Genomic DNA, 15074 nt, shown 5'->3' on the forward strand with positions numbered 1-15074 from the left:
TTGTGCTGATAAGGGAAAGAGTAAGAGATTCTGTTTATGCCTTGTGGGCTGGTACCTTTGTCGTATAGCAATAAGTCAGGGCGAAAGCTGGGCTGGTGGTGTTTCACGTGAAACGACATTGGCTATGGAGAGCACTAGGAAGGGCGGCAGAAAGCAGGTATAAAAAACCCCATGCCTGACACGGGGTTTTGATTTTCATTCGCTTGGTTATTTCTGCAGTAGCGAGATATCAGCGACTTTCAGGAACTCGTTGCGCAGCAGGTTCAGCATAGTTAGACGGTTAACTTTTAGTTTCTCGTCATCAGCCATTACCATCACATTATCAAAGAATGCATCAACAGCTTCACGAAGTGTTGCTAGCTCTGATAGTGCTTGCTGATAATTACCGTCGGCGAATACCGGTGTCAGTGCCGCCAGTTTTGCCTCGACTTTTTCAGCCAGTGCCTTTTCAGCATCTTCGGTCAGTAGGCTGGTGTCGATTGCCGATGGCAGTTCGCCATCAAACTTCGCCAGGATATTACCGACACGCTTGTTTGCCGCAGCTAAAGACTCAGCTGCCTCAAGGGAGCGGAAGTGGGTAACAGCCTTCACTCGCTTATCGAAGTCTGCGGGTTGTGTCGGACGCCGAGCCAGTACTGCCTGGATAGCATCAACACTGTGGCCTTCATCCTGATACCAAGCACGGAAACGGCCCAGCATGAAGTCAATCACATCAGCTTCAACATTATGGTTAGTGAGCTTGGCACCAAAGAGCTCTTTTGCTTTGGTGATTAGATCAACCAGATCCAGGTTGTAGCCTTTCTCGACCATGATGCGAAGGGCACCAAGAGCTGCACGGCGAAGGGCAAACGGGTCGTTGGCACCTTTCGGATGCTGGCCGATACCGAAGATACCGACGAGGGTATCCATTTTATCTGCCAGGGCAACTGCGGCTGCAACGTCAGACTGTGGTAACTCGTCACCGGCAAAGCGAGGCATGTACTGCTCGTTCAGGGCGACAGCAACATCTTCGTGCTCACCGTCAAGACGGGCGTAGTGCATGCCCATAACACCTTGGGTATCGGTAAATTCGAATACCATCGATGTCATCAGATCGCACTTAGACAATAGGCCTGCGCGCTCGGCGTGTTCTACATTAGAACCAATTAAGTTAGCAATGAAGCCAGACATGGCCGTAATACGGTCGGTCTTGTCGCGTAGCGTACCCAGTTGTTTCTGGAACAGTACGGTTTCAAGTTCCGGCAGGCGCTCAATAAGAGCACGCTTGCGGTCTGTATTGAAAAAGAACTCGGCATCCGCTAGGCGAGGGCGGACTACTTTTTCGTTACCTTCGATGATCTGGCGTGGGTCTTTCGACACAATGTTAGATACAAAGATAAATTTAGGGACCAGGTTACCTTGCGCGTCATACACAGGGAAGTACTTCTGATCACCCTTCATGGTATAAACCAGCGCTTCCGAAGGAACGTTTAGGAAGTCCTCTTCGAATGAAGCCGTCAGTACAACAGGCCATTCAACAAGAGACGTGACTTCTTCAACCAGTTCATCTTCGAGATCGGCAATACCGCCAACTTCTTCAGCGGCTTTTTTAGCATCGGCGAGGATAATGGCTTTACGCGCATCGTAATCCGCCATGACCTTACCGCGCTCTTCAAGAATAGCCGGGTACTGATCGGCATTGTCGATGGTGAACTCAGCTTCACCCATGAAGCGGTGTCCGCGGATAATCCGGGCAGATTGAGCACCAAGGATTGTACCGTCAATGAGCTCTTCACCCAGAAGCATCGTCAGGGTTTTGACTGGACGTATAAACTGGGTGTCGTTGTTACCCCAGCGCATTGGCTTAGGAATTGGAAGCTTGGCAAGTGCGGCAGCAGCAAGATCAGACAATAGAGCCTGTGCTGGCTGGCCTTTGACTTCCTGCTTATACAGTAGCCATTCGCCTTTGTCTGTTTTCAGACGCTCTGCCTGTTCAACGCTAATACCATTTCCGCGGGCCCAGCCTTGCGCAGCTTTGGTTGGGTTGCCTTCTGCATCAAAGGCTGAGCTAATGGCTGGGCCTCGTTTCTCAACGATCTTATCTGCCTGGCCAGCAGCCAGTGCTGATACCTTCAACGCTAGACGGCGAGGAGCTGCGAACCATTTTATGCCTTGGTGTGCAAGATCGGCCGCCTTCAGCTCCGCTTCAAAATTTGCCGCAAATGCCTCGGCAAGAGTACGCAGCGCTTTGGGTGGCAGCTCTTCGGTACCCAGTTCAATAAGGAAATTCTGTTCGGTCATGCGATACCCTTACTTGTCTTTTTTGCACATAGGGAAGCCGAGAGCTTCGCGAGATGCGTAATATGCTTCTGCAACTTGCTTGGTCAGGTTGCGGATACGCAAGATATAACGCTGGCGCTCGGTAACCGAGATCGCCTTACGTGCATCAAGTAGGTTAAAGGCATGGCCTGCCTTTAGAATACGCTCATAAGCTGGTAGCGAGAGCGGGTTTTCCAGCTCCAGAAGTTCCTGACACTCTTTCTCGCACTGGTCGAAGAAAGTGAATAAGAAATCGACGTCTGCGTGTTCAAAGTTGTAGGTTGATTGCTCAACTTCGTTTTGATGGAAAATGTCGCCATAGGTTACTTTGCCTAGCGGGCCGTCGGTCCAAACCAGATCGTAAACGGAATCGACCCCCTGGATGTACATAGCCAGGCGCTCGATACCGTAGGTGATCTCACCGGTAACAGGTTTACACTCAAGGCCACCAACCTGCTGGAAGTAAGTGAACTGAGTCACTTCCATACCGTTTAGCCAGACTTCCCAACCAAGACCCCAGGCACCCAAAGTCGGGTTTTCCCAGTTATCTTCAACAAAACGGATGTCGTGAACCTGGGTGTCGACACCCAGTACTTCCAGTGAGCCCAGGTAAAGTTCCTGAATATTGTCTGGTGATGGCTTAATGATCACCTGGAACTGGTAGTAGTGCTGCAGGCGGTTAGGGTTTTCACCGTAACGGCCGTCGGTCGGGCGACGAGATGGTTGTACGTACGCTGCTGCAATAGGTTCTGGACCCAGAGCTCGTAGACAAGTCATTGGGTGAGAGGTTCCTGCACCTACTTCCATGTCTAAAGGTTGCACAATGGTACAACCCTGCTGGCCCCAGTAATCCTGCAGCGCGAGGATCATGCCCTGAAAGGTTTTAATATCGTATTTCTGCATTGTCAGCTTCGCGAGATTAGTGGATTAAAAGTCATTTTAGTAACAATCCAGTATACCTTGCATGGCATTTTCCGAGTAGAGCCATTGCATGTTTTTTGGGCATCTTTGATAAATTTGCATAAAATAGTTGGGAAATCCGGTAGGGTCTATGCAGGATGATGATTTTACATTGTTCTGATGTACTGGTTTTTTCTCTCTATACAATAATCAGGTTCCAGTCTGTCGCCGTATGCAGTACAGGTTATGGGCCGATACAATCACATCGATATTAAATCGAGAACAAATGGACGAAATGATGGACTTTAATTTTTCGCTGGCATCCGGTAAATGGGTGCGACATGTAATTTTTGCTACTGCGACGGCTGTAGTCGCATCTGGCTGTACGACGGTTAATCCATACTCAGGTGATGAGCAGACAGCCAAAGCGACAAGCGGTGCGCTTATTGGTGCTGTGGCCGGAGCGGCAATTGGCGTCGCTTCTTCCAGTAAGAGTGACCGCGGAAAAGGTGCATTAATCGGTGCGGCCTCGGGGGCGGCTCTCGGGGGAGGGATTGGTTACTATATGGATGTACAGGAAGCCGAGCTGCGTCAGCAGCTGCAATCAACCGGGATCAGCGTAACACGTGATGGTGACAATATTGTTCTGAACATGCCAAATGAAATTACCTTTGGTGTTGATCAGACAGATCTGAGCTCCCGTGCGAAGCAGGCGTTGTATAATGTTGCCCTGGTTGCCAAGGAGTACGATAAAACCCTGCTGAACGTATATGGCTTCACCGACAGTACCGGCAAAGAATCTTATAACCTTCGTCTGTCACAGGTTCGCGCCAGTGAGGTAAGCAATTATCTTATTCGTGAGGGCGTTGTCGCCAATCGCGTTGTAACCAAAGGTATGGGGGAATCGCATCCCGTTGCGTCCAACAGTACCAAACAGGGCCGGGCGGAAAACCGCCGAGTTGAAATTGTACTGACGCCAACTTCATAGCATAACTCTTCTATATCGTTGCTGGCCTGTATCGGCCAGCAACTTTTTCTATCTGAACCGCACTTTTGCTAGCAGCCCTTGATCCGACTTTGCATACTGGTTATTATTCCCGTTCCTTTGGGGAGTAGCCTCTCGATCTATCGAGATAATCGTCAACATAATTGAAGCAAAATCTTCATGGCGATTATGACTCACACTAATCCTACTAGTGAGTTTGGCGAGACCATTGGCAAACCAACATGAACCGGGGTGGGGCATGTGCGTTTGTCCATGGTTATTAAATACAATCCTCGCCCCAATGAGCATGCCGTGAGTGTTTTAGCTGTTTCAATTACTACTGTTGCCTTGGCCGAGATTGGGGATAAAACTCAACTACTCTCTTTATTGCTAGCGAGCCGCTATCGCAAGCCTTTACCTATCATTTTGGCCATTTTTCTGGCAACCATCGCCAATCATGCTCTCGCGGCATGGCTCGGTGTTGTTGTCGCTGATTACCTGACGCCAGATGTATTAAAGTGGGTACTGGTCGTTAGCTTTGTTCTGATGGCGGGTTGGATCCTGATACCCGACAAACTTGAAGACGATGAGACGATTTCCAATCGCGGGCCGTTTGTCGCTAGCTTTATTGCGTTCTTTGTCGCCGAGATAGGTGACAAGACTCAGGTTGCCACCACGATGCTTGGAGCAAAATACCATGATGCGCTTGTGATGGTTGTACTTGGAACCACGATTGGAATGCTACTGGCAAACGTACCTGTCGTGCTGATCGGGAAGCTATCGGCAGATCGTATGCCGTTGGGGATCATTCGCAAAGTGACGGCCACTATGTTTGCCGGCTTGGCTGTTGCGGCGGTACTGGGGCTATAAATCTAGTAATTGGATGTTTCACATGGAACATTGGGTTAAACCGCCAGCTAACTGAATCACCTAGATAACGGTGAGATGACAGCTTGGTGAACTGTGACTTTGTCTACAGTGTGCAACTGGATGCCATGCTAAGGTGAAACCAGTTACGATAAGCTGTAGGAAGGAGGGAGTATGAACCGTTATGTCGCTATTTCTCCGCAAAGCCAATTTTGGTTGTTCAATGTTGCCTTAGCCCTCAATATTTTGGGGATGGTTCTCACGGATATGTGGTTGCCAATGGTGGTCGGTGCAATTGTTACTACCTACTTGTCTGTGGATGCACTGGTACGACTGCGCTATGTGATCCCTATGAAAAAAGAAATTCGTGAATTACGACACGAATTGGAAAAAGCACAAAAGATAATGCGTGATAACTATTAGTAATCGCATATTGGATAGAGAGTAACAAGGAATAAGCAAAAGGCAGCTCGATGAGCTGCCTTTTTTAATTGGTGCCTTTTTGGATCAGGTATCGGTAAGGAAGCTGATCGGTGTCTGCGGCAAGCAGGGTGTGATCCATAAAACGGCAAAAACTTGGAATATCACGGGTCGTCGACGGATCATCTGCCGTAACCAGAAGTGTATCCCCATTAGCCATTTTTCGGACTGTCTTACGCACCATCATTACCGGCTCAGGGCAGCGTAACCCCTGCGCTTCTAGGCTGTGAGTCGGGTTTTCAAAAATCGCTGTCATAACATATACGTGTAGTTTCGAAGACTTTGATCATACTTATGAGTAAGAATTAATCAATAAGGGTTGGCAAATCAAAATAAAACATGTAACGTATTTAACAAGTCATTAACGTTTGTCTTCTGAAGGATTAGGAGGAACTATGTTGACTCAAATGGATCGCTTAACTATTTATTGTGTGCTGTGCTTCATTACATTCTGTTCTTTAGTGTTGCGCAGTCCTAATGATACAAGTCTTTTCGCGCTTGGTGGCTTGATTGCCGCCGCGCTCGGCCTCTGGTTCGAACTTACCAACTCACCAGAGCTCGAAGAGGAAGAAAGCTAATTTACACATCTACTACACTCCCCCAGTTTTCTTGGGCTTCCCCGCTTTTATAGCGGGATTTTTTTTATCTGGCGTATCATAATAACCCACCGTAGTGTTGTCGTATCCCTAGATAAAGTAAGGCCTATTATGGAGCTGGAAGAAGTTTATCGTCGTGATTTGAATTTGCTGGTGGCGCTGAAAGTGCTGCTGGAGGAAGGCAGTGTAAGCCGGGCGGCGGTAAGGCTTAATTTAAGTCAGTCAGCAATGAGCCGAGTCTTGGGACGCCTACGTGATTTGCTGGGGGATCCGCTCTTCACGCGGCAGGGACAACGGCTGCTGCCTACCCAAAGGGCGCTGGAGCTGAACGACTCGCTCAATGAACCGCTTGAAGCAATGCGGATTTTACTCACCCCCAGTGACTTCAAACCGGCGCAGTGCGAGCAGCACTTTGTTATCGCGACGACTGATTATGCGATGCAGACTATTTTGCCGTTCGCCTTGCCCCGTATTTATGAGGAAGCTCCTAATATTTCGCTGGAGTTTCCCCCGCTGCAGCATGATCACTTGCTGAACCAGCTAACAACTGATGGTTGCGATATGGCAATCTGTCGTCCAATCGGTCCGATAGAACCATTATGCCGGGATCACTTGGGGGTGGTAAGTGTGTTCTGTATGTTGTCAAAGCACCATCCTTTAGCAGATCAAGAGCTCACGCTGGATGACTATCTGACCTTTCCGCATGCAATTATTGCCATCAGTGACGGGGTAAAGTCATTGATTGATGAAGCACTTCGGGGTTATAGCCAGCGTAAGATGGTACTGCGGGCTTACCATTTGGAGGCGGCTTTGGCGATCGTTGATAAGATGCCGTTGATTATTACTGTGCCGGCAGATTTGGCGTATTTGGTAGCAGAAAAGCACAACCTGGTGATCAAGTCATTACCGTTTGAATTTAAGCCGTTTGACTATTCGTTGATTTGGCATCCTCGCTGCGAGCATTCAGCGTCACAGATTTGGTTGCGAAACTTGCTTCAGGAAGAATGCGGCAAGCTGATCGATAAACGTATTCATGATATGGGGTTGCTGTAACACCTACCTAACATTTAATGTATCAAAAAAGGCCAGCATCCGGCTGGCCAAGGTAGTCATCTATTTCTTCTATTATTGGTTATAGCTTGATCACGACGCGACCCGTGACTTGACCGTTAGTGATCGCTTCGGCACATTCAGCAACCTCTTCAAGGTTCACTTCACGGCACGCTTGCTCATAGTAACTCGCTGGAAGCAGTTCAGTCAGGCGCTGCCATGCCTGTTGGCGTTTTTCAAATGGACACGCGACAGAATCCACTCCTTGCAGTCTTACATTACGCAGAATAAAAGGCATGACAGTGGTCGGCAGATCAAAGCCGCCAGCCAAGCCACAAGCGGCAACAGCACTGTTGTAGTCCATTTGTGCCAAGACTTTTGCCAGTACTTTGCTACCAACAGTATCAACAGCACCAGCCCAAACTTGTTTTTCCAAAGGGCGTGCTGGCTCTTCAAATTCACTGCGTTCAATCACTCGGGCTGCACCGAGCTGTTTTAGCAGGCCACCATTGACTTCGGCACGGCCTGTAACGGCAGCAACCTGGTAACCAAGTTGAGCGAGCAGAGTAACTGCAATCGAGCCAACGCCACCACTGGCACCCGTTACTAATACTTCGCCAGACTCTGGTTTGACACCTGCATCCAGTAAAGCCTGGACACATAGCATACCAGTAAGGCCTGCTGTACCGATCATCATGGCTTGTTTGCCGTCAAGATCTGATGGCAAAGGCACGAGCCAATCAGCTTTCAGGCGTGCTTTTTCCGCCATGCCTCCCCAGTGGCCTTCACCTACACCCCAACCGGTTAAGATGACCTTGTCGCCAGCCTGGTAGCGCTCGTCACTTGATTCTGCAACTGTACCGGTGAGGTCGATACCGGGAATCATTGGAAACTGGCGAACAATTCTGCCTTTACCTGTGATAGCCAAACCATCTTTGTAGTTCAGGGAAGAGTAATCGACATCAATAAGCACATCACCTTCTGGTAGTTGTGATTCGTCGACTTGCTGAATACCAGCGATAGTTTTTTTCTCTTCTTGGTTTAGAACCAGTGCCTTAAACATAGGTATGCTCCGGATTTAATAAAAGGGGTGTTGCTGGATTATGAGTTTAGCCCTGTTGTGGTTATGAACAAAATGAAACTTTATCATTTTATATATGTTTGATGCGCATGAATTGGGGTAGGGATAGAAAGGGGGAAGTTATCAGGAAAGCCCGCTGTTGCGGGCTTTTATATAGTGGGGTTATTCTACACGCTCAAAAATTGTGGCAATCCCCTGACCGAGGCCGATACACATGGTTGCCAGGCCAAACTGCACGTCCTGATGCTCCATTAGGTTGATCAATGTGGTTGAGATCCTTGAACCAGAACAGCCCAGCGGGTGACCAAGAGCGATGGCTCCACCGTTGAGGTTGACCTTCTCGTCGACCTTGTCCAGCAGGCCGAGATCTTTGGCACAAGGTAGCGATTGGGCAGCAAAGGCTTCATTGAGTTCAACCATACCAATGTCGTCCATGGTCAGCCCGGCTCGTTTCAGTGCTTTCTGGGTTGCCGGTACGGGGCCGTAACCCATGATTGACGGATCGCAACCCGCGATGGCCATTGACTTCACTCGGGCACGGATCGTCAAACCAAGCGCTTTGGCCTTTTCCTCACTCATAACCAACATTGCGGAGGCGCCGTCGGACAGTGCTGATGATGTTCCCGCCGTGACGGTGCCGTTGGCTGGATCAAAGACCGGACGCAGTCCGGAGAGGGCTTCAACGGTAGTTTCCGGGCGGATAACTTCATCATAGTCAAAGAGTTTTAGTGCGCCGTCTTCATCGTGACCTTCGGTCGCCAGGATTTCACGACTAAAGCGGCCTTCCACGGTTGCCGCCTGGGCACGCTGGTGGGAGCGGGCGGCAAACTCATCCTGCATTTCTCGGCTAATACCGTGCATCCGGGCAAGCATTTCAGCGGTTAGTCCCATCATGCCTGCAGCCCTGGCAACCGACTTTGATAGACCCGGGTGGAAATCAACCCCATGGTTCATTGGGACATGGCCCATATGCTCGACCCCGCCTATCAGGCAGGTATCGGCATCGCCAACCATGATTGTACGCGCAGCATCATGCAAAGCTTGCATTGATGAGCCGCATAAACGGTTTACCGTCGTCGCACCGACAGTGTGCGGGATCCCTGCCAGTAATGCGGCATTTCGGGCAACATTAAAACCTTGTTCCAGGGTTTGCTGAACACAGCCCCAGTAAATATCTTCAATCGCGGCCGGATCAACCTGCGGGTTGCGGGCCAGAAGTCCTTGCATTAGGTGGGCGGAGAGATCTTCTGCCCTGACGTTTCTGAACGCACCGCCTTTTGAGCGCCCCATCGGGGTACGGATACAATCAACAATTACGACATTATTCATTTTCTGTTCCTCATCCTTAAGCCGTTCTTAAGCATTGCTCTGTGCGTTGTAGTAGGTTTCGCCTTGTGTGGCCTTCTCTCGTAATCCATCCGGTACCTGATAAACTGCACCAAGGTGGGTGTATTGATCGGCCATGGCAACATACTCAGCCAAGCCTAGGGTATCGAGGTAGCGGAAAACACCACCGCGGAATGGAGGGAACCCAAGGCCATATACCAGTGCCATATCAGCTTCGGCCGGGCTGGCGATAATGCCTTCTTCCAGACAGCGGACGACTTCGTTGATCATAGGAACCATAATGCGGGCTATGATCTCTTCACTGCTGTAGTCTGTGGCGGTTTTCATAACCGGAGCCAGTAGTTCGGCGACATCCGGATCTATGGTTTTCTTTGGTTTGCCCTTGCGGTCAATTGAATAGGCAAAGAAGCCCTTGCCATTTTTCTGTCCGAAACGTTTAGCTTCGAACATCACATCGACAGCATCCTTGTAGTCTTTGCCCATACGCTCGGGGAAGCCTTCTGCCATTACGGCCTGGGCATGGTGAGCGGTATCGATGCCTACGACATCCAATAGGTAAGCAGGTCCCATCGGCCAACCGAACTGCTTCTCCATGATTTTGTCTATTTTGGTGAAATCGGCACCGTCACGTAGCAGCATGCTGAAACCGGCAAAGTACGGGAAGAGTACACGGTTGACGAAGAATCCAGGGCAGTCGTTGACGACGATTGGAGATTTGCCCATTTTGGCTGCATAGGCAACGACGCGGGAGATCGTCTTTTCCGAGGTATTTTCGCCGCGGATGATTTCTACCAATGGCATGCGGTGAACAGGATTGAAGAAGTGCATACCGCAGAAGTTTTCAGGGCGCTTGAGTGATTTGGCCAGCTGGTTAATAGGGATGGTAGAGGTATTTGAGGCAATTACGGTCTCTTCCCCTACTTTGTCTTCGACTTCCGCCAATACCGCAGCTTTGATTTTCGGATTCTCTACCACTGCCTCGACGATAACATCGCTGTCTTCTATCCCGGTATAGTGCAGGCTAGGCTGAATCGCCGACAATACCTTGGCCATTTTCAGGCCGTCGATTCGGCCACGCTCCAGTTGTTTGTTGAGGAGTTTGGCTGCCTCTGACATCCCGAGCTCCAGTGAAGGCTCTGCGATATCTTTCATCATGACTGGTACACCTTTCAGTGCTGACTGATAGGCGATTCCCCCCCCCATGATCCCGGCACCCAACACCGCTCCTTTGCTGGTGGTCTTTCCCTCTTTGGCGGCTTGTTTGGCTTTCCCTTTGATCATTTGGTCATTGAGGAAAATGCCGACCAATGCTTGAGCAACATCGGTTTTAGCCAGTTTGATAAAGTGCTTGTTTTCGATCTCGAGAGCTTCATCACGAGATAGCCGTGCAGCTTCTTCAATAGTAATGACAGAAGTAATTGGGGCGGGATAGTGCGGGCCGGCAACTTGGCTAACCATTGCCTTGGCCATCGTAAAGCTCATGGTTGCTTCAATCATGTTGAGTGACAGCGGCGCTTTTTTCTGTGCGCGACGGCTTTGCCAGTCCAGTTTGCCGGTTATGGCATCCTTGAGCATGGCAATAGCTGCCTTTTTAAGTGTTTCAGGGGCAACGACGGCATCAACCAAGCCTAGTTTCAATGCATCCTGAGCCTTTTTGTCTTTGCCCGCGGTAATGATTTCCATTGCCGAATCAGCTCCGATCAGGCGGGGAAGACGCACGGTTCCGCCAAAGCCGGGCATAATACCGAGTTTGGTTTCAGGTAAGCCAATACGCGCTGTATTGTCAGCAAGGCGGAAATCGGTGGCGAGAACACATTCGCAACCACCACCTAGGGCGTGGCCGTTAATCGCGGAAAGCGTTGGTACGGGTAGATCTTCTAATTTATTGAAGATATCGTTGGCGTGAGCAAGCCATTGCGACAATTCTTCTGCAGGTTTGGCAAATAAGCCAAGAAACTCTGTTATATCAGCACCGACAACAAATGCCTCTTTACCAGATGTCAGCAACAAGCCTTTTAAGTCGCTTTGCTGATAAAGTGCATTTAGGGCTTCATTGAAGCTTTCCAGGGTTTTTAAATCAAATTTATTGACTGCACCTGGAGCGTTGAGGTTGAGTTCCGCAATGCCATCGTCCAGATAGCTGACGGATAGGGTTTCACCTTGGTAAATCATGTTCTATCTCCGTGAATTCCGGTTCTTTGCCGAATTAGATTTAACTGGTTTGACCTGTTAACAGGTTAAAGATTAGTCTGAACCTGTTATGCAACGATTACAACACCTATTTTAAACAAATGTTTAACCTTTTGCTGTGCGATGATTGTAATGCTTTAAGTGTATTTGTGGTTTTTGCTTAATAAACAGCTGGTTGAGATAATGTGTTCGAAAGGGTTTGAGTTGTTGCGTATTTGTTGCCTTGGGCTGGGCGTCGAGGGCTGCTGTAGAATGGGTAAGTGCTGAGGCGGCAGCGGTTTCCTTTATATAGAGAGAAGTATTTATTTCCTTTTATGACATAAGACTCGTAACAGGCCATAGATTTGAACTCGCTATGTTTTGTGTTGTGGTATCCTTCGCTCTTGTTTTCCTGATTTTGCTTGTGGCTTTTAAATGACAGCAACAGAACCCTACTTGGTGCCCGCAGATGAAGCCCGCTTTGAAGAAGATATCAAAAAGAGCCGCTTTATTACTTACTTGGCCCATACTCCGAGTATCGAAGCGGCAAAGGTCTTTGTTCAGCATATTAAAAGCAAACATAGCGATGCCCGTCATAACTGCTGGGCATTTGTCGCAGGCCGCCCTTCAGATTCGATGAGGTGGGGCTTCAGTGATGACGGCGAACCATCCGGTACTGCCGGTAAGCCCATTTTGGCGCAATTGACTGGTTCGGGGGTGGGGGAGATCACCGCTGTGGTGACACGTTATTCCGGTGGCATTAAGTTAGGGACGGGCGGCTTGGTGAAAGCATATGGCGGTGGTGTTCAGCAGGCGTTAACTGTGTTGCAGACCAAGGAAAAAGTAATAACCTCAGAACTTAACCTACGCTGTGAGTATAATCAGGTGTCATTGGTCGAGTCGTTGCTTGTCGAATATGCAGGGGCTCAGCTTCATGCTGATTATGGTAATCAGGTCAAAATGACCGTGGAGATCGATAGCCGAGTGGAGGCTGAGTTTATTATGAAACTCACCAACCGCAGCGGTGGGCGTATTGTCCCGGTATCTGATTCCAACGAATCACACGAATAATTACAACTATAGGATGAGAGCCGGCTAAGGCATGCAATTTCGTTCCATTATCAGAATTGTCGGGCTGTTGCTCGCGCTATTTAGTGTCACGATGCTGGCACCTGCACTGGTTGCATTAATCTATCGTGACGGTGCAGGTTTCCCTTTTGTGGTCACCTTCTTCCTTCTCTTCGCGGGCGGTGCCATGCTATGGGTACCAAACCGTCGCTATCGCCGTGAACTCAAAGCCAGAGATGGCTTTTTGATTGTGGTCTTATTCTGGACCGTTATCGGCAGTGCGGGTGCAGTACCGTTTATCTTGTCCAAGACTCCCGATTTATCGGTAACTGATTCCTTTTTCGAAGCCTTTTCGGCGTTAACGACAACTGGAGCGACAGTCATTGTTGGTCTGGATGAGTTGCCAAAAGCTATTCTGTTTTACCGCCAATTACTACAATGGTTTGGCGGAATGGGGATCATTGTACTAGCGGTTGCTATTCTTCCTGTCTTGGGGATCGGTGGTATGCAGCTATACCGGGCAGAGATCCCCGGTCCCGTAAAAGATAGCAAGATGACCCCGCGGATCGCCGAGACGGCTAAAGCCCTATGGTATATCTATCTGGCTCTTACAATTAGTTGTGCCGTCGCGTTTTGGATGGCTGGGATGAGTGTCTTTGATGCGATCTCCCATAGCTTCTCGACTGTCGCTATTGGCGGTTTCTCGACCCATGATGCCAGTATGGGCTATTTCGCGAGTCCGACGATAAATATGATTACCGTCGTTTTCTTGTTGATTTCGGCTTGTAACTTCTCGCTTCATTTTGCAGCTTTTGCCAATGGTGGTATTCATTTGCGTACCTATTGGCGAGATCCCGAATTCAGGGCATTTCTGGCAACTCAGCTGATTCTGTTTATGATTTGCTTTAGCTTGCTGCTCAAGCATCATTCTTATGGTTCATTGCACGATGCTTTTGATCAGGCTTTGTTTCAGACTGTATCTATATCTACTACAGCTGGTTTTACTACAACCAGCTTTTCTGAATGGCCGCTATTCTTGCCAGTGCTATTACTCTTCTCTTCTTTTGTTGGTGGTTGCGCAGGCTCAACCGGCGGTGGGATAAAAGTTATCCGGATGTTGCTTCTGTTGCTTCAAGGGGTGCGGGAACTGAAACGTCTGGTTCACCCAAGGGCGATTTATACAATTAAAGTAGGTAATAAGGCTCTGCCGCAACGTGTTGTTGATGCGGTGTGGGGCTTTTTCTCGGCTTATGCCCTTGTCTTTGTGATTTGTATGCTGGGACTTATTGCTACGGGATTAGATGAATTAACCGCTTTTTCTGCTGTCGCAGCGACTTTAAATAATCTCGGCCCTGGTTTGGGTGAGGTAGCGGTTCACTTTGGTGAGATTAACGATCCTGCAAAATGGGTGTTAGTTATCTCAATGCTATTTGGTCGTCTGGAAGTGTTTACTTTGTTAGTGCTGTTTACACCGACATTCTGGCGTAATTAAGGAGAGAATGTGGAAAAGGTCTTACTTCTTCATTCAAGCAGTGATGGGCAGACAGTAAAGATTCTGCAATATATTGAAAAGCAACTAGGTGATAGCTGCCAATGTGAGCTTTTCGATCTCAATCAGCTGCCTGAGCTAGATTTTAGTCGTTATCAGAGGGTATTGATTGGAGCATCGATTCGTTATGGCCATCTTAATAAAAAGCTGTATGAATTTATCGCGGTTAATCAGAAAGCCCTAGAACAACATAAGGTCGGATTTTTCTGTGTAAACCTAACTGCTCGTAAAGAAGGTAAGAATACGCCTGAAACGAGTGTCTATATGAAGACGTTTCTTAAGAAGTCACCTTGGCAGCCCAAATTGCAAGCTGTGTTTGCTGGCGCGCTGCGCTATCCCCGTTATGGTTGGTTTGACCGCATCATGATCCAGTTCATTATGCGTATTACCGGAGGTGAAACCGATACATCAAAAGAGGTCGAGTATACAGATTGGCAAAAAGTGGAAGAGTTTGCTGTCCGTTTTAGTCAGTGTTAAGTGGCTTTTTTGATAGCTTCGGGTGTTTTTTGTTCGAACTGTCAGTTTGTGCTGTTTTTTTTCAAAAAGCCCCTTGCCAATGTGATCGAACTCTCTATAATGCGACCTCACTGACACGGAGCGCGGCGCTAAGCCAGCAACGATTTGTCAGTTTGTTCTTTAACAATTTGACCATGCAATCTGTGTGGGCACTCGTGAAAGAGTTAA

At 48.7% G+C, this 15074-nt stretch carries 14 protein-coding genes and 1 riboswitch; of the genes, 8 read left to right on the forward strand and 6 right to left on the reverse strand.

Translation table 11 applies throughout. The annotated features are described in order from the left end of the window. Positions 1-207: 207 nt before the first annotated feature. Together glyS and glyQ are read right to left on the reverse strand one after the other, a co-directional pair. Positions 208-2280: a glycine--tRNA ligase subunit beta gene (glyS, locus tag EDI28_RS23140; protein ID WP_128786249.1), complete on the reverse strand. Its 2073-nt coding sequence runs from the start codon at positions 2278-2280 to the stop codon at positions 208-210. 9 nt (positions 2281-2289) lie between these two features. Beyond that, positions 2290-3201, reverse strand: coding sequence for a glycine--tRNA ligase subunit alpha (gene glyQ / locus EDI28_RS23145; RefSeq protein WP_128786250.1), 912 nt, complete (start codon positions 3199-3201; stop codon positions 2290-2292). A gap of 283 nt (positions 3202-3484) precedes the next feature. Between glyQ and EDI28_RS23150 the strand changes: the two genes are divergently transcribed. The 3 genes from EDI28_RS23150 (at position 3485) to EDI28_RS23160 (ending at position 5473) form a co-directional block, all read left to right on the forward strand. Then, entirely contained in the window at positions 3485-4186 is a 702-nt protein-coding gene (locus EDI28_RS23150; protein ID WP_233353494.1) for a YiaD family glycine zipper/OmpA-like lipoprotein, read from the forward strand. A 114-nt stretch (positions 4187-4300) separates the two neighbouring features. Further along, positions 4301-4402: riboswitch (yybP-ykoY riboswitch) on the forward strand. 93 nt (positions 4403-4495) lie between these two features. Further along, positions 4496-5053: a TMEM165/GDT1 family protein gene (locus EDI28_RS23155; protein ID WP_164918612.1), complete on the forward strand. Its 558-nt coding sequence runs from the start codon at positions 4496-4498 to the stop codon at positions 5051-5053. A 171-nt stretch (positions 5054-5224) separates the two neighbouring features. Beyond that, positions 5225-5473 carry a hypothetical protein gene (locus EDI28_RS23160; RefSeq protein WP_128786251.1) on the forward strand — a complete coding sequence of 83 codons (249 nt, stop codon included), beginning with the start codon at positions 5225-5227 and terminating at the stop codon, positions 5471-5473. A gap of 64 nt (positions 5474-5537) precedes the next feature. On the opposite strand, the gene tusA is transcribed toward EDI28_RS23160, so the two are convergent. Then, a complete protein-coding gene (gene tusA, locus EDI28_RS23165; protein ID WP_128786252.1) occupies positions 5538-5786 on the reverse strand; it encodes a sulfurtransferase TusA in 249 nt (82 codons plus the stop codon). 139 nt (positions 5787-5925) lie between these two features. Between tusA and EDI28_RS23170 the strand changes: the two genes are divergently transcribed. Further along, positions 5926-6108 (forward strand): hypothetical protein, encoded by a 183-nt coding sequence (locus tag EDI28_RS23170; RefSeq protein WP_128786253.1) that lies wholly within the window; start codon positions 5926-5928, stop codon positions 6106-6108. Positions 6109-6237: 129 nt separating this feature from the next. Next, entirely contained in the window at positions 6238-7179 is a 942-nt protein-coding gene (locus EDI28_RS23175; RefSeq protein WP_128786254.1) for a LysR family transcriptional regulator, read from the forward strand. A gap of 79 nt (positions 7180-7258) precedes the next feature. Here EDI28_RS23175 and acuI read toward each other — a convergent pair whose 3' ends face one another. The 3 genes from acuI to fadB form a co-directional block, all read right to left on the reverse strand. Then, positions 7259-8239 carry an acrylyl-CoA reductase (NADPH) gene (gene acuI / locus EDI28_RS23180; protein ID WP_128786255.1) on the reverse strand — a complete coding sequence of 327 codons (981 nt, stop codon included), beginning with the start codon at positions 8237-8239 and terminating at the stop codon, positions 7259-7261. Positions 8240-8419: 180 nt separating this feature from the next. Further along, positions 8420-9586: an acetyl-CoA C-acyltransferase FadA gene (gene fadA / locus EDI28_RS23185; RefSeq protein WP_128786256.1), complete on the reverse strand. Its 1167-nt coding sequence runs from the start codon at positions 9584-9586 to the stop codon at positions 8420-8422. Between the two features lie 27 nt (positions 9587-9613). After that, on the reverse strand, positions 9614-11776 hold the full coding sequence (fadB, locus tag EDI28_RS23190; protein WP_128786257.1) for a fatty acid oxidation complex subunit alpha FadB: 2163 nt from the start codon (positions 11774-11776) through the stop codon (positions 9614-9616). 432 nt (positions 11777-12208) lie between these two features. On the opposite strand from fadB, the gene EDI28_RS23195 reads away from it, so the two are divergent. From EDI28_RS23195 to hemG, 3 genes are read left to right on the forward strand one after another with little or no spacing between them, the layout of a single operon-like run. After that, entirely contained in the window at positions 12209-12844 is a 636-nt protein-coding gene (locus tag EDI28_RS23195) for a YigZ family protein (RefSeq protein WP_128786258.1), read from the forward strand. A 31-nt stretch (positions 12845-12875) separates the two neighbouring features. Further along, on the forward strand, positions 12876-14333 hold the full coding sequence (locus EDI28_RS23200) for a TrkH family potassium uptake protein (protein ID WP_128786259.1): 1458 nt from the start codon (positions 12876-12878) through the stop codon (positions 14331-14333). A gap of 9 nt (positions 14334-14342) precedes the next feature. Further along, positions 14343-14867 carry a menaquinone-dependent protoporphyrinogen IX dehydrogenase gene (gene hemG, locus EDI28_RS23205; RefSeq protein ID WP_128786260.1) on the forward strand — a complete coding sequence of 175 codons (525 nt, stop codon included), beginning with the start codon at positions 14343-14345 and terminating at the stop codon, positions 14865-14867. The last annotated feature ends 207 nt before the right edge of the window (positions 14868-15074 follow it).

The organism is Photobacterium chitinilyticum (genome assembly GCF_004104355.1).
GTDB classification, from domain to species: Bacteria; Pseudomonadota; Gammaproteobacteria; order Enterobacterales; family Vibrionaceae; genus Photobacterium; species Photobacterium chitinilyticum.